This window comes from Pseudomonas sp. MPDS (assembly GCF_013283895.1).
GTDB lineage: Bacteria > Pseudomonadota > Gammaproteobacteria > Pseudomonadales > Pseudomonadaceae > Aquipseudomonas > Aquipseudomonas rhizophila.
Genome location: NZ_CP054128.1, coordinates 5267633 through 5286440, shown reverse-complemented (window position 1 = coordinate 5286440; position 18808 = coordinate 5267633). Strand labels below are relative to the sequence as shown.

The window sequence follows — 18808 nt, the reverse complement described above, 5'->3', positions numbered from 1 at the left end:
CCGATGAACCCAGCGAAATAACACAAACACTAACCCATGGCATGTCATTTTGCCATCATGCTTTTGTCGCCTTTTATGTAGAGGTTTTTTGCAGAGCTTAGTGGCAATCGAAATAGTAAATGGTCTGATAATCATTCTTAGGCTAATCCTCACCTGAGTATGAGACACATTCGATCCATGGTTGACCCTTTCCCGCACTGCTGCAGAGCCGCAGCACGTCAAACGGTCTGGATAAGAAGGATAGCTTCAATACACCGTTTCAGGTGTGCAGAGCGAAGCCGAAGCGGACGCCACCGGGAGGCGGTTTTTCCCAAGAAAAGGGTATGAGAAGGGTAGATTTTTTGGATAGAAAAAGGGGTAGAAATTTCTTTCTACCCCTTCTCTAAGTCCTTGATTTACAAGGAAAATTATGGTGCCCCGAGGGAGACTCGAACTCCCACTCCTTTCGAAAACGGATTTTGAATCCGCCGCGTCTACCAATTCCGCCATCAGGGCTCAATGGCGGCGAAGTATAGAGAGGTGCCTACCGTTGGTCAATCACGTTTCATGGTGAATTTTTGATAATTCCGCTAGACTTTCCGGCCCTGCTAGACGAACCCCATCATGCGTGTTGCTGACTTTACCTTCGAACTCCCTGATTCGCTGATCGCTCGCCACCCTCTGGCCGAGCGTCGCGCCAGTCGACTGTTGACCCTGGACGGGGTCAGCGGTGCCATGGCTCACCGTCAATTCACTGATTTGCTTGAGCATTTGCGCCCGGGCGATTTGATGGTGTTCAACAATACCCGGGTGATTCCGGCGCGGTTGTTTGGCCAGAAGGCCTCCGGCGGCAAGCTGGAGATTCTGGTGGAGCGGGTGCTGGACAGTCATCGGGTGCTGGCCCATGTGCGGTCGAGCAAGTCGCCCAAGCCGGGTTCGTCGATTTTGATCGACGGCGGCGGTGAGGCGGTGATGGTGGCGCGGCATGAGGCGTTGTTCGAGCTGGCGTTTGCCGAAGAGGTGTTGCCGCTGCTCGACCGTGTCGGGCACATGCCGTTGCCTCCTTATATAGACCGCCCGGACGAAGGTTCGGACCGCGAGCGTTATCAGACCGTGTACGCCGAGCGCTTGGGGGCGGTGGCGGCGCCGACGGCGGGGCTGCATTTTGATCAGCCGTTGCTGGAGGCGATTGCTGCCAAGGGCGTGGAGACGGCGTTTGTGACGCTGCACGTCGGCGCCGGCACGTTCCAGCCGGTGCGGGTCGAGCGCATCGAAGACCATCACATGCACAACGAATGGCTGGAAGTGAGCCAGGAAGTCGTCGATGCCGTGGCGGCCTGTCGCGCTCGCGGTGGGCGGGTGGTGGCGGTGGGGACCACCAGCGTGCGCTCCCTGGAAAGCGCGGCGCGCGATGGCGTGCTCAAGCCGTTCAGCGGCGACACCGATATCTTTATCTACCCGGGCCGGCCGTTTCATGTGGTCGATGCCCTGGTCACCAATTTTCATTTGCCCGAATCCACGCTGTTGATGCTGGTTTCGGCGTTCGCCGGTTATCCCGAAGCCATGGCCGCCTACAAGGCTGCTGTCGAGCATGGATACCGCTTTTTCAGCTACGGTGATGCGATGTTCATCACCCGTAACCCCGCGCCACGCGGACCCGAGGAAACAGTATGAGTCGCACCTGTCGCATGTCCTTCGAGTTGCTTGCTACCGATGGCAAGGCTCGTCGCGGTCGTCTGACCTTCCCCCGCGGTACGGTGGAAACCCCCGCGTTCATGCCGGTGGGCACTTACGGCACGGTCAAGGGCATGCTGCCACGGGACATCGTGGCCACGGGCGCGGAGATCATCCTCGGCAACACGTTCCACCTGTGGCTGCGCCCGGGCATGGAGGTGATCAAGGCCCACGGTGACTTGCACGATTTCATGCAATGGAAAGGTCCGATTCTGACCGACTCCGGCGGTTTCCAGGTGTTCAGCCTGGGCGCGATGCGCAAGATCAAGGAGGAGGGCGTGACCTTCGCTTCTCCGGTGGATGGCGCCAAGGTGTTCATGGGGCCGGAAGAGTCGATGCAGGTCCAGCGCGACCTGGGCTCGGACATCGTGATGATCTTTGACGAATGTACGCCGTACCCGGCCGATGAAGACGTGGCGCGGGTGTCCATGGAGCTGTCGTTGCGCTGGGCCCAGCGCTCCAAGAACGCCCATGGTGAGAACACGGCGGCGCTGTTCGGCATCGTTCAGGGCGGCATGCACCAGGATTTGCGCATGCGCTCGCTCGAAGGCCTCGACAAGATCGGCTTCGACGGCCTGGCCATCGGCGGTCTGTCGGTGGGCGAACCCAAGCATGAAATGATCAAGGTGCTCGATTACCTGCCGGGTCAGATGCCGGCTGACAAACCTCGTTACCTTATGGGCGTTGGCAAACCGGAAGATCTGGTTGAGGGTGTGCGCCGCGGTGTGGACATGTTCGATTGCGTGATGCCAACCCGTAATGCCCGCAATGGGCATCTGTTCATTGATACAGGCGTGCTGAAGATCCGTAACGCGTTCCATCGCCATGATGAATCGCCGCTGGATCCGACCTGCGATTGCTACACCTGCCAGAACTTCTCCCGTGCTTATCTGCACCATTTGGACAAGTGCGGCGAAATGCTGGGTAGCATGTTGAATACCATCCACAATTTGCGCCATTACCAGGTGCTTATGGCTGGTTTGCGCGAGGCTATTCAACAGGGTACATTGGCCGCCTTTGTCGATGCCTTCTATGCCAAGCGCGGGTTGCCTGTTCCGCCCTTGGACTGAGTTTTCCGATCCTAAGATTCAATACTTGCAACTGGAGTGCTAAATGAGCTTTTTTATCTCTAATGCCATGGCTGATGCCGCTGCCCCTGCAGCAGCGCCAATGGGTGGCGGTTTCGAGTGGATTTTCCTGGTTGGCTTTCTGGTCATCTTCTACCTGATGATCTGGCGTCCACAGGCCAAGCGTGCCAAAGAGCAGAAGAACCTGCTCAGCAGCCTGCAAAAGGGCGATGAAGTGGTCACCACCGGCGGCATCGCTGGCAAGATCACCAAAGTGGCCGATGACTTCGTGGTACTGGAAGTGTCCGACACCGTTGAAATGAAATTCCAGAAGGGCGCCATCGCGGCCACGCTGCCAAAAGGCACGCTGAAAGCGATCTAAGTAACAACTTCTATTCAATCGACGGGGCGCGCAAGGCGCCCCGCGTCATAAGCGGGCGGCGTGATGCTGAACAAATACCCTCTGTGGAAATATTTACTGATCCTGGCGGTGCTGGCGGTCGGTCTGATTTATTCCGCTCCCAATCTTTATCCTGATGACCCGGCCATTCAGGTCAGTGGCGCAAGCACTGCCTTGCAGGTCACTCAGGCCGATCTGGACCGTGCGAGCACAGCGCTCAAGGCGTCCGGTATCGACGTGAAGGCCGCGACCATTGCCGAAGGCGGCAAGGGCGGTTTGTTGCGTCTGCTCAAGGCTGAAGACCAGCTGCCGGCCAAGGACGTGGTGCGCAAGGCCCTCGGTGACGACTATGTCGTGGCCCTGAACCTGGCCCAGACCACCCCGCAATGGCTGCGCAACCTCGGCGCGCATCCGATGAAGCTGGGTCTGGACTTGTCCGGTGGTGTGCACTTCCTGCTGGAAGTGGACATGGACAAAGCGCTGGATGCACGCTTGAAAGTCTACGAAGGCGACGTCAAGAGCCTGTTGCGTAAAGAGCGTCTGCGCTATCGCAGCCTGCCGCAGCTCGACGGTGCCATTCAGCTGGGTTTCACTGACGAAGATGTACGCGAGAAGGCCCGTGCGCTGATCCGCAAGAACCTCAACGATTTCGACATTGTGCCAGCCGACCTCAATGGTCAGCCGGTGCTGCGTCTGGCGATGACCCCGGCCAAGCTGGCGGAAATCCGCGAATACTCCATCAAGCAGAACTTGACCACGGTGCGTAACCGGGTCAACGAGCTGGGTGTGGCCGAGCCGATCGTGCAGCGCCAGGGCGCCAACCGCATCGTGGTTGAGCTGCCGGGCGTGCAGGACACCGCCGAAGCCAAGCGTATCCTCGGCAAGACCGCCAACCTGGAATTCCGTCTCGCGGCCGAACCGGGTGCTTCCCGCGCTACCACCGAGAGCTTCGAGTTCCGTGAAGGCGGTCGTCCGGCGGCGCAGATCGAGCGCGGCCTGATCATCACCGGTGACCAGGTGACCGACGCCCAGGCGGGCTTCGACGAGCAGGGTCGCCCACAGGTGAACATTCGCCTCGACGGCCACGGCGGCGAACTGATGAGCCGCGCCACGCGCAGCAACGTCGGTCGCAGCATGGCGGTGATCTTCATCGAGCAGAAGCCGACCACCACTTACACCAAGCAAGTGGTCAACGGCGTCGAGAAAGACGTACCGGTCCAGACGTTCAAGGAAGAGAAAAAGATCATCAGCCTGGCGACCATCCAGTCGCCACTGGGCAGCCAGTTCCGCATCACCGGCCTCAATGGCCAGGGTGAATCCTCGGAACTGGCCCTGCTGCTGCGTGCCGGTGGTCTGGCTGCGCCGATGTACTTCGCTGAAGAGCGCACCATTGGCCCGAGCCTGGGTGCCGACAACATTGCCAAGGGTGTCGATGCATCGCTGTGGGGCATGCTGTTTGTCTCGCTGTTCATCATCGCCATCTACCGCTTCTTCGGCCTGATCGCCACGGTTGCGCTGGCGGTGAACATGGTGCTGCTGCTGGCGCTGATGTCGCTGCTGGGGGCTACGCTGACCCTGCCGGGTATTGCCGGTATCGTGTTGACCATGGGTATGGCGGTGGACGCCAACGTGCTGATCTTCTCGCGGATTCGTGAAGAGATCGCCGCGGGCATGTCGGTCCAGCGTGCAATCAACGAAGGCTTCGGCCGGGCATTTACTGCGATTATCGATGCCAACCTGACCACCTTGCTGGTGGGCGGGATTCTCTTCGCCATGGGCACCGGCCCGGTGAAGGGCTTCGCAGTGACCATGTCCCTCGGGATCTTTACCTCGATGTTCACAGCCATTCTGGTGACCCGTGCAATGGTCAACCTGATTTATGGTGGCCGTGACTTCAAGAAGTTGTGGATTTAAGGGGCTGCCATGTTACGTACAATCAACTTCATGGGCGTTCGCAACGTTGCGTTCGGCGTCACTGTATTGCTTACCTTGCTGGCGTTGTTCAGCTGGTTCAGCAAGGGCTTGAACTACGGCCTGGATTTCACCGGCGGTACGCTGATCGAGCTGACCTACGAGCGTCCGGCCGATGTCACCAAGGTGCGCGAGCAACTGATGACCTCGGGTTACACCGACGCTGTGGTGCAGAGCTTTGGCGCGACCACCGACCTGCTGGTGCGGATGCCGGGTGAAGACCCGCAGCTGGGTCAGCAAGTGGCCGAGGCCTTGCAGAAGGCCGGTGGCGACAACCCGGCGCAGGTCAAGCGTGTCGAGTATGTCGGCCCGCAAGTGGGTGAAGAGCTGCGCGACCAGGGCGGCCTCGGCATGCTGATGGCGCTGGGCGGGATCCTGCTGTACCTGGCTTTCCGCTTTCAGTGGAAGTTCGCGGTGGGCGCGATTGTCTCGCTGATCCACGACGTGATCGTGACTGTGGGCATCCTGTCGTTCTTCCAGATCACCTTCGATTTGACGGTGTTGGCGGCGGTGCTGGCGATCATCGGTTACTCGCTCAACGACACCATCGTGGTGTTCGACCGGGTGCGTGAAAACTTCCGTGTGCTGCGCAAGGCCTCGCTGATCGAGAACATCAACATCTCGACCACCCAGACCCTGCTGCGGACCATGGCGACGTCGATCTCCACGTTGCTGGCGATCGGCGCGCTGCTGATTTTCGGTGGCGACAACCTGTTCGGCTTCTCCATTGCGCTGTTCATTGGTGTATTGGCGGGTACTTACTCGTCGATCTACATCGCCAACGTGGTGCTGATCTGGCTGAACCTGAGCACCGAGGATCTGATTCCTCCGGTGGCCACCGACACGGAAGTGGACGACCGACCGTAAGGTTTGGCTTCCGCCCGTCACGGCCTGAAAGGCGCGAGTTGAACTCGCGCCTTTTTTTGTGCTCCAAGGCTGGGAGAAGCGCGGATAAATCCGCATGTGATGGTCAGGAGGTTCAAGTGAACAAATCGATGCTGGTTGGTGCGGTATTGGGTGCTGTCGGTGTGACTGCCGGTGGTGCGGTAGCCACCTACAGCTTGGTCAAAAGCGGCCCTGAGTATGCGCAAGTATTGGCCGTGGACCCGGTTAAAACACAAATCAAGACCCCCCGTGAGGTGTGCAAGGACGTCACCGTGACCCGGCAGAAGCCGGTCCAGGATCAACACCAGATCGCCGGTACCGTATTGGGCGCCGTGGCCGGTGGCCTGTTGGGCAACCAGATCGGCGGCGGCACCGGCAAGAAAATCGCCACCGTGGCGGGTGCGGCCGGCGGCGGTTATGCCGGTAACAAGATTCAGGAAGGCATGCAGGAGCGCGACACCTACACCACCACCCAAACTCGCTGCAACACGGTCAACGACATCAGCGACAAGGTTGTAGGTTATGACGTTCGCTACATGCTCGATGGCAAGGAAGGCAAAGTCCGCATGGACCGCGACCCGGGCAACCAGATCCCGGTGAACAAGGAAGGCCAACTGATCCTGGGTCAGAACGAACCGGCTCAGTGATCCAGCGGTTATGAAGAAGCACCCTTCGGGGTGCTTTTTTTACGCCCGCATTCTATGGCCCACCCCAAATTCCCTGTGGGAGCGAGCCTGCTCGCGATAGCGGTGGTTCAGCTTGCATCCATTGATCGTTCCCACGCTCTGCGTGGGAATGCCGCCAGGGACGCTCCGCGTTCCGCTTCTAGAGGTGACGCAGAGCGTCACCGGATGCATTCCCACGCAGAGCGTGGGAACGATCAGTGAGCGGTGTGAGACAGGCATAAAAAAAGCACCCCGAAAGGTGCTTTTTCTGTAGCCGAGCTGCTTAGCGCTTCAACGAAGCCGGCAGGTGTGGCTGGATGGCCGTCAGCACAGCCTTGAAGCATTTGGTGTTGCCGGCAACGATGTGGCCTTTTTCAAGGAAGTCGTGGCCGCCGGTGAAGTCGCTCACCAAACCACCGGCTTCCTGGATCAGCAGGGCGCCTGCTGCCATGTCCCATTCGGACAGGCCCGACTCCCAGAATGCATCGAAACGACCGGCGGCGACATATGCCAGGTCCAGGCTCGCGGCGCCCGCGCGGCGGATGCCGGCGGTCTGGCCGACCAGGGCGCGGAACATGCCCAGGTAGTTGTCCAGGTTGTCCATCTGGTCATCGCGGAACGGGAAGCCGGTGCCCAGCAGGGCGCCGTCCAGGCTGGTGCGACCGCTGACGCGCAGGCGACGACCGTTCAACTGGGCGCCACGGCCACGGCTGGCGGTGAATTCTTCCTGGCGAACCGGGTCCAGCACGACGGCGTGTTCCAGGCGACCACGGTATTTGCAGGCGATGCTGACAGCGAAATGAGGAATGCCGCGCAGGAAGTTGGTGGTGCCGTCCAGCGGATCGATGATCCACAGGTACTCTTCGCCTTCGATGCCGGTGCCGGCGTGCATGCCGGTCTCTTCACCCAGGATCGAGTGGTTCGGGTAAGCCTTGCGCAGTGCGTCGACGATTTTCTGTTCGGCGGCGCGATCAACCTCGGACACGTAGTCCTTGGCGTCTTTTTCATCGACCTTGATGGTATCCAGGCGCTCGATGGAGCGGAAGATCAGTTCACTGGCGCTGCGGGCGGCGCGCAGCGCGATATTCAGCATGGGCTGCATGGATGTGTCACCTAAGGTTGTTAAAGAAAGCCGCGCATTCTATCAGAAAGTTTTCCCAGGAGAAGGTTGGTGTTCGCTTTCATAGCTTAACGGTAGGTGCTTAGGTAAGATTTGCTCCCTTTATCGTGTTCGAGAGCGCCTCCCTTGTTGCAGAACATTCGTGTCGTCCTGGTCAATACCAGCCATCCGGGAAATATCGGCGGGGCTGCGCGGGCCATGAAGAACATGGGCCTGTCGCGGCTGGTGCTGGTCGAGCCACGCTCGTTTCCCCATCACGAAGCCGACGCCCGGGCTTCCGGCGCCGGTGACATCCTGGCAGCCGCCCAAGTGGTCGCCACCCTGGAAGACGCCCTGGTGGGCTGCAACCTGGTGCTCGGCACCAGCGCCCGCGACCGCCGTATCCCCTGGCCGCTGCTCGACCCCCGCGAATGCGGAACGAAAGTGGTCGAGGAAGCCGGGCAGGGCGCTGAGATCGCTCTTGTGTTTGGCCGTGAAGATTCCGGCCTGACTAACGAAGAGCTGCAGCGATGTCACTTTCACGTGCATATCCCTTCCGACCCGCAGTTCAGTTCCCTGAACCTCGGGGCGGCGGTGCAGGTGTTGAGTTATGAAGTGCGCATGGCCTGGCTGGCAGCCGAAGGCAAGCCCAGCAAGGTGGAAAAATTCGAGGCCACGTCGCCGCGCAGTGAGACACTGGCGACCATGGACGAGCTGGAGCGGCTCTATGAACACCTGGAGCAGACCCTGGTGGACATCGAGTTTCTCGACCCGGACAAGCCCCGGCACTTGATGGCGCGCCTGCGTCGGTTGTACGGACGAAGCTCGGTCAGCCGGGCGGAGATGAATATATTGCGCGGCATCCTCACGGAAACCCAGAAAGCGGCCCGTGGCGAGCTGATTAAGCGGAAGGAATAAAGATGTTCGATCGTTTGCGTGAAGATATCCAAAGCGTTTTCCATCGTGACCCGGCGGCGCGCAATGCCTTTGAAGTGCTGACCTGCTACCCGGGCATGCACGCCATCTGGATCCATCGCCTGTCGAGTGCCTTGTGGGGCATGGGCTGGAAGTGGTTGGCTCGAGTTGTCTCCAACTTCGGACGCTGGCTGACCGGAATCGAGATCCACCCGGGCGCCAAGGTCGGTCGGCGGTTCTTCATCGACCACGGCATGGGCATTGTCATTGGTGAAACCGCCGAGATCGGCGATGACGTGACGCTCTACCAGGGCGTTACCCTCGGCGGCACCAGCTGGAACAAAGGCAAGCGCCACCCGACGCTGGAAGACGGCGTGGTGGTCGGTGCCGGCGCCAAGGTGCTCGGGCCGTTCACGGTGGGAGCGGGGGCGAAAGTCGGCTCCAATGCGGTGGTGACCAAGGCTGTGCCGGCCGGAGCAACCGTGGTGGGCATTCCGGGGCGGATCATCGTCAAGACCGATGACGAGCAGGACGCCCGCCGCAAGGCCATGGCCGAGAAGATCGGCTTCGATGCCTACGGTGTTGGCGAAGACATGCCCGACCCGGTCGCCCGTGCCATCAATCAACTGCTCGATCACCTGCAGGCCGTCGATGGGCGCCTGGAGGGCATGTGCGGCGCCCTGAAGGACCTGGGCAGTAATTACTGCGCCAAGGACCTGCCTGAACTGCGCGAGGAAGATTTTGCGTGTGTGAAGGATAAGGATCAGAGTCAGGCGGGCTGAAATCCTGTAGGCCCCTTCGCGAGCAGGCTCGCTCCCACATTGGATCTGTGGTGTACACAAATCGTGCAGCCACCCAAGACCTCCTGTGGGAGCGAGCCTGCTCGCGATGAACGTTAACGCGGTATCACTGGTCGCCACTGGCCAGCCTTTGCTATGATGCGCGCGCTCTTTTGCGGGTAAACCTGAGTAAAGCACTAGGTCTTATACTTGACTTAAATACTCGGGAATTGCATACTCGCCCCATTCCGAACTCCGTGGTAATTGTCCATGCGACTGACTACAAAAGGCCGATACGCCGTGACCGCGATGCTGGATTTGGCATTGCATGCGCAGCACGGGCCGGTGTCCCTGGCCGATATCTCCGAGCGCCAGGGCATTTCCCTGTCTTACCTTGAACAGCTGTTCGCCAAGCTGCGCCGCAGTAACCTGGTTTCCAGTGTGCGCGGCCCCGGCGGCGGTTATCAGCTGTCACGCGACATGCAGGGCATCCAGGTTGCCCAGGTGATCGACGCGGTGAACGAATCGGTCGATGCGACCAAATGCCAGGGCCTTGGCGACTGCCATGGCGGCGATACTTGCCTGACCCACCACTTGTGGTGCGACCTGAGCCTGCAGATCCACGAATTTCTTAGCGGTATCAGCTTGGCTGACCTTGTAACTCGTCGTGAGGTGCAGGAAGTAGCCCAGCGTCAGGACCAGCGTCGTTGCAATGGCAAGACGCCGCACCTGGACAAGATTGAAGCGTCCGCCGTCGAATGACCGCCGCAGAGCAAGCGGAACGCCAGCCAGCCTGATTTAGGAGAAAGTCCATGAAATTGCCGATTTACCTTGATTACTCTGCGACCACCCCGGTTGATCCGCGTGTCGCGCAAAAGATGAGTGAATGCCTGCTGGTCGACGGAAACTTCGGTAACCCGGCGTCCCGCTCCCACGTGTTCGGCTGGAAAGCTGAAGAGTCGGTCGAAAACGCCCGCCGCCAGGTCGCTGACCTGGTCAATGCCGACCCGCGTGAAATCGTCTGGACCTCTGGTGCTACTGAGTCCGACAACCTGGCAATCAAGGGTGTCGCGCACTTCTATCACACCAAGGGCAAGCACCTGATCACCTCCAAGATCGAGCACAAGGCTGTCCTGGACACCATGCGCCAACTGGAGCGTGAAGGCTTCGAAGTCACCTACATCGAGCCAGGTGAAGACGGCATCATCACTCCGGCCATGGTGGAAGCCGCACTGCGGGACGACACCATCCTGGTTTCGATCATGCATGTGAACAACGAAATCGGCACCGTCAACGACATCGAGGCCATCGGCGAGCTGACCCGCTCCAAGGGCGTCCTGTTCCACGTCGACGCGGCTCAGTCCACCGGCAAGGTCGACATCGACCTGTCGAAGCTCAAAGTCGACCTGATGTCGTTCTCCGCCCACAAGACCTACGGCCCTAAAGGCATCGGCGCGCTGTACGTGAGCCGCAAGCCGCGTGTTCGCCTCGAAGCGACCATGCACGGCGGCGGTCACGAGCGTGGCATGCGTTCCGGCACCCTGGCGACCCACCAGATCGTCGGCATGGGCGAAGCCTTCCGTGTGGCCAAGGAAGACATGGCCGCCGAGAACGTACGCATCAAGGCCCTGAGCGACCGCTTCTTCAAGCAGGTCGAGCACCTCGAGGAGCTTTACGTCAACGGCAGCATGATCGCCCGCGTACCGCACAACCTGAACCTGAGCTTCAACTACGTTGAAGGCGAGTCGCTGATCATGGCGCTCAAGGATCTGGCCGTGTCGTCCGGTTCGGCATGCACCTCGGCGTCCCTCGAGCCTTCGTACGTACTGCGCGCCCTGGGCCGCAACGACGAACTGGCTCACAGCTCGATCCGCTTCACCTTCGGCCGCTTCACCACCGAAGAAGAAATCGATTACGCCGCGCAGAAAGTCTGCGAGGCCGTTACCAAGCTGCGTGCTCTTTCGCCGCTGTGGGACATGTACAAAGACGGCGTCGACATCTCGAAAATCGAGTGGGCGGCGCACTGAAGAAGTCGCCACCAGAGCGGCTCACTGATGAGGATTGAAGCAAATGGCATATAGCGAAAAGGTCATCGACCACTACGAAAACCCGCGCAACGTCGGCAAGATGGACGCGCAGGATCCTGATGTTGGCACCGGCATGGTCGGCGCCCCAGCGTGCGGCGACGTCATGCGTCTGCAGATCAAGGTCAACGAGCAAGGCATCATCGAAGACGCCAAGTTCAAGACCTACGGCTGCGGTTCGGCCATTGCGTCCAGCTCCCTGGCCACCGAGTGGATGAAGGGCAAGACCCTTGATGAGGCTGAAACCATCAAGAACACTCAGCTGGCCGAAGAACTGGCCCTGCCGCCAGTGAAGATCCACTGCTCGGTACTCGCCGAGGACGCCATCAAGGCTGCCGTTCGCGATTACAAGCAGAAGAAAGGCTTGATCTGATCCGCGCACAGGTAAGGAGTTTTCATGGCTATCCAGATGACAGAAGCGGCAGCTAAGCATGTGCAGCGCTCTCTTGAGGGGCGCGGCAAGGGCGAGGGTATCCGCCTGGGTGTTCGCACCACGGGCTGCTCTGGTCTTGCCTACGTGCTCGAATTCGTCGACGAAGTGGGCGAAGACGATCAGGTGTTCGAGAGTCATGGTCAGAAAGTGATCATCGACCCGAAAAGCCTGACGTACCTGGACGGCACTGAGCTGGATTTCGTCAAGGAAGGGTTGAACGAAGGCTTCAAGTTCAACAACCCCAACGTGCGCGGTGAATGTGGCTGCGGCGAAAGCTTCAACATCTGAGGCGGCTTGTGGGTACTCCTTGTCATTTTGCTTTGTTCCAGTTGCAGCCGGGCTTTTCCCTGGATATCGAGCAGTTGTCCGCTCGTTATCTGGAGCTGGCCCGCGGTGTCCATCCCGACCGCTTCGCTGATGCCTCGGAGGCAGAGCAGCGGCGCGCGCTGGAACAGTCGGCGAACCTCAACGACGCTTACCAGACGCTCAAGAACCCGGCCAAGCGCGCGCGTTATCTGCTGGCCATCAGTGGTCATGAGTTGCCTCTGGAAGTCACCGTGCATGATCCCGAGTTTCTGTTGCAGCAGATGCAGTGGCGCGAAGAACTCGAAGATCTGCAGGACAGCGCCGATCTGGCCGGTGTCGCGGTGTTCAAGCGCCGCTTGAAGGACGCCCAGCACACCTTGAATGAAAGCTTCGCAGCCTGTTGGGACGATGCCGCGCAACGCGAACAGGCCGAACGCCTGATGCGGCGCATGCAGTTCCTCGACAAGCTCACCTACGAAGTGCGCCAGCTTGAAGAGCGCCTCGACGATTAACCCAGTGCCGCTCCGGTCGCACGCCTGATTACAGATAAGTCCTGATTACGATGGCCCTACTGCAGATCGCCGAACCCGGCCAAAGTCCACAACCGCACCAGCGTCGCCTGGCTGTGGGAATTGACTTGGGTACTACCAATTCCCTGGTCGCTGCGTTGCGCAGCGGTCTTTCCGAACCGCTGGCCGATGAGCAGGGGCAAGTGATCCTGCCGTCCGCCGTGCGCTATCACGCCGATCATGTGGAAGTGGGCGAGTCAGCCAAGCTGGCCGCCGCGACCGATCCGTTCAATACCATTGTGTCGGTCAAGCGCCTGATGGGGCGTGGTCTGTCCGACGTCAAGCAATTGGGTGATCAGCTGCCGTACCGTTTCGTCGACGGCGAATCCCACATGCCGTTCATTGAAACGGTGCAGGGCCCGAAAAGCCCGGTGGAAGTTTCCGCTGACATTCTCAAGGTGCTGCGCCAGCGCGCCGAAGCGGCATTGGGCGGCGAATTGGTCGGTGCGGTCATCACTGTCCCGGCCTATTTCGACGACGCCCAGCGTCAAGCCACCAAGGACGCGGCCAAGCTGGCCGGTCTGAACGTGCTGCGCCTGCTCAACGAGCCGACCGCCGCTGCGGTGGCCTACGGTCTGGACCAGCACGCCGAAGGCCTGGTCGCGATCTATGACTTGGGCGGCGGCACCTTTGATATCTCCATTCTGCGCCTGACCGGCGGTGTATTCGAAGTCCTGGCCACCGGCGGCGACAGCGCCCTGGGCGGCGATGACTTCGATCACGCCATCGCCGGCTGGATCATCGAGCAAGCGGGCCTGTCCGCCGACCTTGATCCGGGCGCGCAACGTCACCTGCTGCAAACGGCCTGCGCCGCCAAGGAAGCCCTGACCGACGCTGCAAGTGTCGAAGTGGCGTACGGCGACTGGAAGGCTGCACTGAGCCGTGAGGCCTTTGATGCGCTGATCGAGCCCATGGTCGCCCGCAGCCTCAAGGCTTGCCGCCGCGCCGTGCGTGATTCCGGCGTGGAGCTCGAAGACGTCAAGGCCGTGGTCATGGTCGGTGGTTCGACCCGTGTGCCTCGGGTTCGCGAAGCCGTTGCCGAGGCCTTTGGCCGCCAGCCGCTGACTGAAATCGACCCGGACCAGGTGGTTGCCATCGGCGCCGCGATCCAGGCCGATACCTTGGCTGGCAACAAGCGCGACGGCGGCGAGCTGCTGTTGCTCGACGTGATTCCATTGTCCCTGGGGCTGGAAACCATGGGCGGCCTGATGGAGAAGGTGATTCCGCGCAACACCACCATCCCCGTTGCTCGCGCCCAGGACTTCACCACTTACAAAGACGGCCAGTCGGCCATGATGATTCATGTGCTGCAAGGCGAGCGTGAACTGATCAGCGACTGCCGTTCCCTGGCCCGCTTCGAATTGCGCGGCATCCCGGCGATGGTGGCCGGTGCGGCGAAGATCCGCGTGACCTTCCAGGTCGACGCCGACGGTTTGCTCAATGTTTCCGCCCGCGAGCTGGGTTCGGGCGTCGAGGCGAGCATCCAGGTCAAGCCGTCCTACGGCCTGACCGACGGCGAAATCGCCAAAATGCTCAAGGATTCGTTCCAGCATGCCAGCGACGACAAGGTCGCCCGGGTATTGCGCGAGCAACAGGTCGACGGCCAGCGTCTGGTCGAAGCCGTGCAGGCCGCTCTTGAGGCCGATGGCGACCGTCTGCTGGACGCCGAGGAACGCATGGTGATCGAGCTGCAAATGCAGGAATTGTCTGAATTGATCAAAGGCACCGATGGTTATGCCATCGAGCAGCAGACCAAGCGTCTGTCGCAAGTCACCGATGCCTTTGCTGCCCGCCGCCTGGACTCGACGGTCAAAGCCGCCCTGGCGGGGCGCAACCTGAATGAAATTGAGGAATAACTGATGCCGCAGGTGATTTTTCTGCCCCACGAGAAGTTCTGTCCCGAGGGCATGGTCGTGGAGTGTGAGCCCGGAATTTCCATTCTCGAGCTGGCCCATGAGCACCATATCGAGATGGAAAGTGCCTGTGGCGGCGTCTGTGCGTGCACTACGTGCCATTGCATTATTCGTGAGGGTTTCGATTCGCTGGAAGAAGCGGATGAGTTGGAGGAAGATTTCCTCGATAAGGCCTGGGGCCTGGAAGCCCAATCGCGTCTGGGCTGCCAAGCCATTGTCGGCACCGAAGACCTGACCGTCGAAATTCCGAAATATTCGCTTAACCATGCGGCCGAAGCGCCGCACTGATGGTGACACTGTCATGAGCTATGGTTGGAATGATGTACAACGCATCGCAGAAGAACTGGCCGAAGCCAAGCCGGACGTGAATCCGCTGACTGTGAATTTTGTCGATCTGCAGCGCTGGATCATGGAGCTTCCCGATTTCGACAATACCTCTGGCCGTTGTGGCGAGAAGGTGTTGGAGGCCGTCCAACAGCTCTGGATCGAAGAAATCGACTGATCCACCTGGCAGGTTAGGCAATACCCCTGAACCCGCGTATAATTCGCGGGTTTAATTTTTCGCAAATTACCGTTTCTGGAGTTACACCATGGCTGTTCAACGTACTTTCTCCATCATCAAGCCTGACGCCGTTGCTAAAAACGTGATCGGCAAGATCGTTACCCGCTTCGAAGACGCTGGCCTGCGCGTTGTAGCTTCGAAAATGAAGCAACTGTCCAAGGCCGAAGCCGAAGGCTTCTACGCTGAGCACAGCGAGCGCGGCTTCTTCGGTGAGCTGGTTGCCTTCATGACTTCCGGTCCGGTTGTCGTTCAGGTGCTGGAAGGCGAAAACGCCATTGCTCGCAACCGTGAGCTGATGGGCGCCACCAACCCTAAAGAAGCTGCTGCCGGCACCATCCGTGCTGACTTCGCTGAGTCGATCGACGCCAACGCCGTTCACGGTTCGGACTCCGAAGCCGCTGCTGCTCGCGAAATCGCTTACTTTTTCTCCGCTACTGAAGTAACCACTCGCTAAGCCCAGGCTTTTGAGTGAAGGTGAATCCATGACTACATCGAACGGCAAAACCAACCTGTTGGGCCTGACCCAGCCGGAAATGGAGAAATTCTTCGACTCGATCGGGGAGAAGCGTTTCCGTGCCGGCCAGGTGATGAAATGGATTCACCACTTTGGCGTCGACGACTTCGACGCCATGACGAATGTCAGCAAGGCCCTGCGCGAAAAGCTCAAGGCCGTTGCTGAAATTCGCGGTCCGGAAGTGGTCAGCGAGGACATCTCCAGCGACGGCACCCGTAAGTGGGTGGTGCGCGTGGCGTCCGGCAGCTGCGTCGAGACCGTCTACATTCCCCAGGGCAAACGCGGCACCTTGTGCGTTTCGTCCCAGGCAGGCTGTGCCCTGGATTGCAGTTTCTGCTCCACCGGCAAGCAAGGCTTCAATAGCAACCTCACCGCCGCCGAAGTGATCGGCCAGGTGTGGATTGCCAACAAATCCTTTGGCAGCGTCCCGGCGACCGTCGACCGTGCCATCACCAACGTGGTGATGATGGGCATGGGTGAGCCGCTGCTGAACTTCGACAACGTCATCGCTGCCATGCACCTGATGATGGATGACCTGGGTTATGGCATCTCCAAGCGCCGGGTGACCCTGTCCACCTCCGGCGTGGTGCCGATGATCGATGAGCTGGCCAAGCACATCGACGTCTCCCTGGCGTTGTCGCTGCACGCACCCAATGACGCATTGCGTAACCAATTGGTGCCGATCAACAAGAAATATCCGCTTAAGATGCTGCTGGAATCGTGTCAGCGCTACATGTCGTCCCTGGGCGAAAAACGCGTGCTGACCATCGAGTACACGCTGCTCAAGGACGTGAACGACAAGGTTGAACACGCGGTCGAGATGATCGAGCTGCTCAAGAACATCCCTTGCAAGATCAACCTGATCCCGTTCAACCCGTTCCCGCATTCCGGTTACGAGCGTCCGAGCAACAACGCGATTCGTCGCTTCCAGGACCAGCTTCATCACGCGGGCTTCAACGTCACCGTGCGTACTACCCGCGGCGAAGACATCGATGCCGCGTGTGGCCAATTGGTAGGACAGGTGCTGGATCGCACCCGTCGCAGTGAACGCTACATTGCCGTGCGTGAGTTGAACGCCGCCGACGATGTTGCGCAAAACGCTGCGAACAGTCACTAAGAGAGGAACTCTATGTCCCTGCGCTTCGCGCTGCTGTTGCTGTTGGCCGGTCTTTGCACCGGCTGTGTTCTGTCGGGTGACTACAACCCCATGAAAACCAGCAAGGGGCGTGACGAGGCGCGTGAAGCCTATGTGCAATTGGGCATAGGTTATCTGCAACAGGGCATGACCGAGCGGGCCAAGGTGCCGCTCAAGAAAGCCCTGGAGCTGGACGATTCGGATGCTGATGCCAACGCGGCCCTGGCGTTGGTATTCCAGGCCGAGATGGAACCTGAACTGGCCGACGCGCATTTTCGCAAGGCGCTCTCCGCTGTGCCGCAGGATGCGCGGATCCTGAACAACTACGGCAGCTTCCTTTTCGAGCAGAAGCGTTACAAAGAGGCCTACGAGCGCTTCGAGCAGGCGACCGCCGATACCCTTTACCCCGAGCGTTCGCGGGTGTTTGAAAACCTGGGCATGACGGCCTCGAAACTCGGCCAGCGTGATCTGGCTCGCCAGCAGCTTGAAAAAGCGCTGCGGCTCAACCGCCAGCAGCCACGGGCATTGCTGGAAATGGCTGAGTTGTCTTACGAAGACAGGCATTATGTGCCCGCGCGCGATTATTACGAACGTTTTAGCCTGCTGAGCGAGCAAAATGCACGTAGTCTATTGCTCGGTGTTCGGCTGGCCCACGTGTTCGAAGATCGTGACAAGGCCGCCAGTTTTGGCCTGCAACTAAAAAGACTCTATCCCGGTACGCCGGAATATCAGCAATACCTGTCGGAGCAATGATGAAAGCGGCGCATCCTGAAGTTGTAGCAGCGACTCGCGTAAATCCCGGTGAGACCCTGCGCCAAGCTCGCGAAAGCAATGGTTGGTCGCTGGCAGAGGTGGCCCTCAAGCTCAATCTCACCGTGGCTTCCCTGGGCAACCTGGAAGCCGGCGCGTTCGATAAATTGCCTGGGCATACTTTCGCTCGGGGCTACATCCGTGCCTACGCCAAATTGCTCGGCATGGACCAGACCGAACTGGTCCAGCAATTCGATCAATACACCGGTTCCGACGCCCAGGGCAGCAGTGTGCACAGCCTGGGCCGCATCGAAGAGCCGGTTCGCGTTTCCCACACCATTTTGCGAATCGTCAGTTTGTTGCTGTTGATCGCGGTGATTGGTGGCGGTTTCCTCTGGTGGCAGGACCAGGCCGCCTTGCGCGCCAAGGATCCCATCGCCATGAACCCTGAGCATGTCGAGGTCGAAGGCGCCGACGGCACCACTCGCATACATCCACTGGATGAGCCGGAAGATCAGGCTGTGGTGGAAGGCCAGAGCGCAGGGGAGACCAACCTGGTGTTGCCTCAGGGGCAGGATGGCGCAGATCCGGCCGTCGGTGCTGAACCGAGTGTGCCGGCCGCTCCGGCAGACGCGCCTGCTGCACCCACCACGCCAGCCCCGACCGCCAATGCGCCGGCTACTCAAGCGCCAGCTGTACCGAGCACACCAGCCCCTGTCATCGAGACTCCGGCTGCGCCAGCCGCAGCGCCAGCAACTCCGACAGCCTCCACCACTGCGGTAGCGCCCGTCGCTCCCGCAGCCGGTCAAGGCCAGGTACAGATTCAATTTACCGCCGACTGCTGGACGCAGATCACCGATGGCACCGGCAAGGTGCTGTTCAGTGGCCTCAAGCGCAAGGGCGACAGCACTTCCGTCAACGGCACGCCGCCGTTTGCCGTGCGCCTGGGTTATGCCCGTGGCGCGCAGGTCAGCTACAACGGCCAACCGGTCGACGTGGCTCCGTTCACCAGTGGCGAGACCGCTCGCCTGAAGTTGGGTCAATAAGT

The 18808-nt window shown here is 60.0% G+C and carries 21 protein-coding genes and 1 tRNA gene; 20 read left to right on the top strand and 2 right to left on the bottom strand.

Annotated features, from left to right (window positions below):
* Positions 1 to 410: 410 nt before the first annotated feature.
* A tRNA-Leu gene (locus HQ912_RS23490) sits at positions 411 to 495 on the bottom strand.
* 108 nt (positions 496 to 603) lie between these two features.
* Between HQ912_RS23490 and queA the strand changes: the two genes are divergently transcribed.
* The 6 genes from queA to HQ912_RS23460 all read left to right on the top strand — a co-directional run bounded on the left by queA (position 604) and on the right by HQ912_RS23460 (position 6683).
* Positions 604 to 1653, top strand: coding sequence for a tRNA preQ1(34) S-adenosylmethionine ribosyltransferase-isomerase QueA (gene queA / locus HQ912_RS23485; protein WP_173407360.1), 1050 nt, complete (start codon positions 604 to 606; stop codon positions 1651 to 1653).
* Positions 1654 to 1667: 14 nt separating this feature from the next.
* Positions 1668 to 2783 (top strand): tRNA guanosine(34) transglycosylase Tgt, encoded by a 1116-nt coding sequence (gene tgt, locus HQ912_RS23480; RefSeq protein WP_160891620.1) that lies wholly within the window; start codon positions 1668 to 1670, stop codon positions 2781 to 2783.
* Positions 2784 to 2826: 43 nt separating this feature from the next.
* The gene (yajC, locus tag HQ912_RS23475; RefSeq protein WP_007956696.1) at positions 2827 to 3162 is read left to right on the top strand and encodes a preprotein translocase subunit YajC; all 336 of its coding nucleotides are present in this window, start codon (positions 2827 to 2829) and stop codon (positions 3160 to 3162) included.
* 63 nt (positions 3163 to 3225) lie between these two features.
* Positions 3226 to 5094, top strand: a complete 1869-nt coding sequence (gene secD, locus HQ912_RS23470; protein WP_173407359.1) for a protein translocase subunit SecD — start codon at positions 3226 to 3228, stop codon at positions 5092 to 5094.
* A gap of 9 nt (positions 5095 to 5103) precedes the next feature.
* Positions 5104 to 6018 carry a protein translocase subunit SecF gene (secF, locus tag HQ912_RS23465; RefSeq protein ID WP_047227465.1) on the top strand — a complete coding sequence of 305 codons (915 nt, stop codon included), beginning with the start codon at positions 5104 to 5106 and terminating at the stop codon, positions 6016 to 6018.
* Positions 6019 to 6134: 116 nt separating this feature from the next.
* Positions 6135 to 6683, top strand: a complete 549-nt coding sequence (locus HQ912_RS23460) for a glycine zipper 2TM domain-containing protein (RefSeq protein WP_047227466.1) — start codon at positions 6135 to 6137, stop codon at positions 6681 to 6683.
* A 301-nt stretch (positions 6684 to 6984) separates the two neighbouring features.
* Here the strand turns inward: HQ912_RS23460 and suhB are convergent, their stop codons facing one another.
* A complete protein-coding gene (suhB, locus tag HQ912_RS23455) occupies positions 6985 to 7803 on the bottom strand; it encodes an inositol-phosphate phosphatase (protein ID WP_003185165.1) in 819 nt (272 codons plus the stop codon).
* A gap of 144 nt (positions 7804 to 7947) precedes the next feature.
* On the opposite strand from suhB, the gene trmJ reads away from it, so the two are divergent.
* The 14 genes from trmJ (at position 7948) to HQ912_RS23385 (ending at position 18806) form a co-directional block, all read left to right on the top strand.
* Positions 7948 to 8718, top strand: a complete 771-nt coding sequence (gene trmJ, locus HQ912_RS23450; protein ID WP_047227467.1) for a tRNA (cytosine(32)/uridine(32)-2'-O)-methyltransferase TrmJ — start codon at positions 7948 to 7950, stop codon at positions 8716 to 8718.
* A gap of 2 nt (positions 8719 to 8720) precedes the next feature.
* Positions 8721 to 9497 carry a serine O-acetyltransferase gene (gene cysE / locus HQ912_RS23445; RefSeq protein WP_047227468.1) on the top strand — a complete coding sequence of 259 codons (777 nt, stop codon included), beginning with the start codon at positions 8721 to 8723 and terminating at the stop codon, positions 9495 to 9497.
* Between the two features lie 267 nt (positions 9498 to 9764).
* The gene (gene iscR / locus HQ912_RS23440; protein ID WP_047227469.1) at positions 9765 to 10256 is read left to right on the top strand and encodes a Fe-S cluster assembly transcriptional regulator IscR; all 492 of its coding nucleotides are present in this window, start codon (positions 9765 to 9767) and stop codon (positions 10254 to 10256) included.
* 50 nt (positions 10257 to 10306) lie between these two features.
* Positions 10307 to 11521, top strand: coding sequence for an IscS subfamily cysteine desulfurase (locus tag HQ912_RS23435; RefSeq protein ID WP_047227470.1), 1215 nt, complete (start codon positions 10307 to 10309; stop codon positions 11519 to 11521).
* Positions 11522 to 11564: 43 nt separating this feature from the next.
* Positions 11565 to 11951, top strand: a complete 387-nt coding sequence (iscU, locus tag HQ912_RS23430; protein ID WP_003185157.1) for a Fe-S cluster assembly scaffold IscU — start codon at positions 11565 to 11567, stop codon at positions 11949 to 11951.
* A gap of 24 nt (positions 11952 to 11975) precedes the next feature.
* A complete protein-coding gene (iscA, locus tag HQ912_RS23425; RefSeq protein ID WP_047227471.1) occupies positions 11976 to 12299 on the top strand; it encodes an iron-sulfur cluster assembly protein IscA in 324 nt (107 codons plus the stop codon).
* Between the two features lie 8 nt (positions 12300 to 12307).
* Positions 12308 to 12829 carry a co-chaperone HscB gene (gene hscB, locus HQ912_RS23420; RefSeq protein WP_107321537.1) on the top strand — a complete coding sequence of 174 codons (522 nt, stop codon included), beginning with the start codon at positions 12308 to 12310 and terminating at the stop codon, positions 12827 to 12829.
* Positions 12830 to 12879: 50 nt separating this feature from the next.
* Positions 12880 to 14742 carry a Fe-S protein assembly chaperone HscA gene (gene hscA / locus HQ912_RS23415; RefSeq protein ID WP_047227473.1) on the top strand — a complete coding sequence of 621 codons (1863 nt, stop codon included), beginning with the start codon at positions 12880 to 12882 and terminating at the stop codon, positions 14740 to 14742.
* A gap of 3 nt (positions 14743 to 14745) precedes the next feature.
* Positions 14746 to 15087, top strand: a complete 342-nt coding sequence (gene fdx, locus HQ912_RS23410; RefSeq protein WP_046063912.1) for an ISC system 2Fe-2S type ferredoxin — start codon at positions 14746 to 14748, stop codon at positions 15085 to 15087.
* A 13-nt stretch (positions 15088 to 15100) separates the two neighbouring features.
* Positions 15101 to 15301 (top strand): Fe-S cluster assembly protein IscX, encoded by a 201-nt coding sequence (gene iscX / locus HQ912_RS23405; RefSeq protein ID WP_047227474.1) that lies wholly within the window; start codon positions 15101 to 15103, stop codon positions 15299 to 15301.
* An 88-nt stretch (positions 15302 to 15389) separates the two neighbouring features.
* Entirely contained in the window at positions 15390 to 15815 is a 426-nt protein-coding gene (ndk, locus tag HQ912_RS23400; RefSeq protein WP_042727994.1) for a nucleoside-diphosphate kinase, read from the top strand.
* A 28-nt stretch (positions 15816 to 15843) separates the two neighbouring features.
* A complete protein-coding gene (gene rlmN, locus HQ912_RS23395) occupies positions 15844 to 16992 on the top strand; it encodes a 23S rRNA (adenine(2503)-C(2))-methyltransferase RlmN (protein ID WP_047227475.1) in 1149 nt (382 codons plus the stop codon).
* A gap of 12 nt (positions 16993 to 17004) precedes the next feature.
* Positions 17005 to 17763, top strand: coding sequence for a type IV pilus biogenesis/stability protein PilW (gene pilW / locus HQ912_RS23390; RefSeq protein ID WP_047227476.1), 759 nt, complete (start codon positions 17005 to 17007; stop codon positions 17761 to 17763).
* A complete protein-coding gene (locus tag HQ912_RS23385) occupies positions 17763 to 18806 on the top strand; it encodes a helix-turn-helix domain-containing protein (protein WP_107321539.1) in 1044 nt (347 codons plus the stop codon). Before pilW ends, HQ912_RS23385 begins: the two co-directional genes overlap by 1 nt.
* Positions 18807 to 18808 lie beyond the last annotated feature (2 nt).

Bases quoted from the DNA above. Each gene is read 5' to 3' on its own strand.
- iscU (WP_003185157.1), top strand. From the start codon at position 11,565: ATGGCATATAGCGAAAAGGTCATCGACCACTACGAAAACCCGCGCAAC.
- tgt (WP_160891620.1), top strand. From the start codon at position 1,668: ATGTCCTTCGAGTTGCTTGCTACCGATGGCAAGGCTCGTCGCGGTCGT.
- iscR (WP_047227469.1), top strand. From the start codon at position 9,765: ATGCGACTGACTACAAAAGGCCGATACGCCGTGACCGCGATGCTGGAT.
- fdx (WP_046063912.1), top strand. From the start codon at position 14,746: ATGCCGCAGGTGATTTTTCTGCCCCACGAGAAGTTCTGTCCCGAGGGC.
- pilW (WP_047227476.1), top strand. From the start codon at position 17,005: ATGTCCCTGCGCTTCGCGCTGCTGTTGCTGTTGGCCGGTCTTTGCACC.
- queA (WP_173407360.1), top strand. From the start codon at position 604: ATGCGTGTTGCTGACTTTACCTTCGAACTCCCTGATTCGCTGATCGCT.
- rlmN (WP_047227475.1), top strand. From the start codon at position 15,844: ATGACTACATCGAACGGCAAAACCAACCTGTTGGGCCTGACCCAGCCG.
- iscA (WP_047227471.1), top strand. From the start codon at position 11,976: ATGGCTATCCAGATGACAGAAGCGGCAGCTAAGCATGTGCAGCGCTCT.
- cysE (WP_047227468.1), top strand. From the start codon at position 8,721: ATGTTCGATCGTTTGCGTGAAGATATCCAAAGCGTTTTCCATCGTGAC.
- ndk (WP_042727994.1), top strand. From the start codon at position 15,390: ATGGCTGTTCAACGTACTTTCTCCATCATCAAGCCTGACGCCGTTGCT.
- secF (WP_047227465.1), top strand. From the start codon at position 5,104: ATGTTACGTACAATCAACTTCATGGGCGTTCGCAACGTTGCGTTCGGC.
- HQ912_RS23435 (WP_047227470.1), top strand. From the start codon at position 10,307: ATGAAATTGCCGATTTACCTTGATTACTCTGCGACCACCCCGGTTGAT.
- yajC (WP_007956696.1), top strand. From the start codon at position 2,827: ATGAGCTTTTTTATCTCTAATGCCATGGCTGATGCCGCTGCCCCTGCA.
- secD (WP_173407359.1), top strand. From the start codon at position 3,226: ATGCTGAACAAATACCCTCTGTGGAAATATTTACTGATCCTGGCGGTG.
- iscX (WP_047227474.1), top strand. From the start codon at position 15,101: ATGAGCTATGGTTGGAATGATGTACAACGCATCGCAGAAGAACTGGCC.
- suhB (WP_003185165.1), bottom strand. From the start codon at position 7,803: ATGCAGCCCATGCTGAATATCGCGCTGCGCGCCGCCCGCAGCGCCAGT.
- hscA (WP_047227473.1), top strand. From the start codon at position 12,880: ATGGCCCTACTGCAGATCGCCGAACCCGGCCAAAGTCCACAACCGCAC.
- HQ912_RS23385 (WP_107321539.1), top strand. From the start codon at position 17,763: ATGAAAGCGGCGCATCCTGAAGTTGTAGCAGCGACTCGCGTAAATCCC.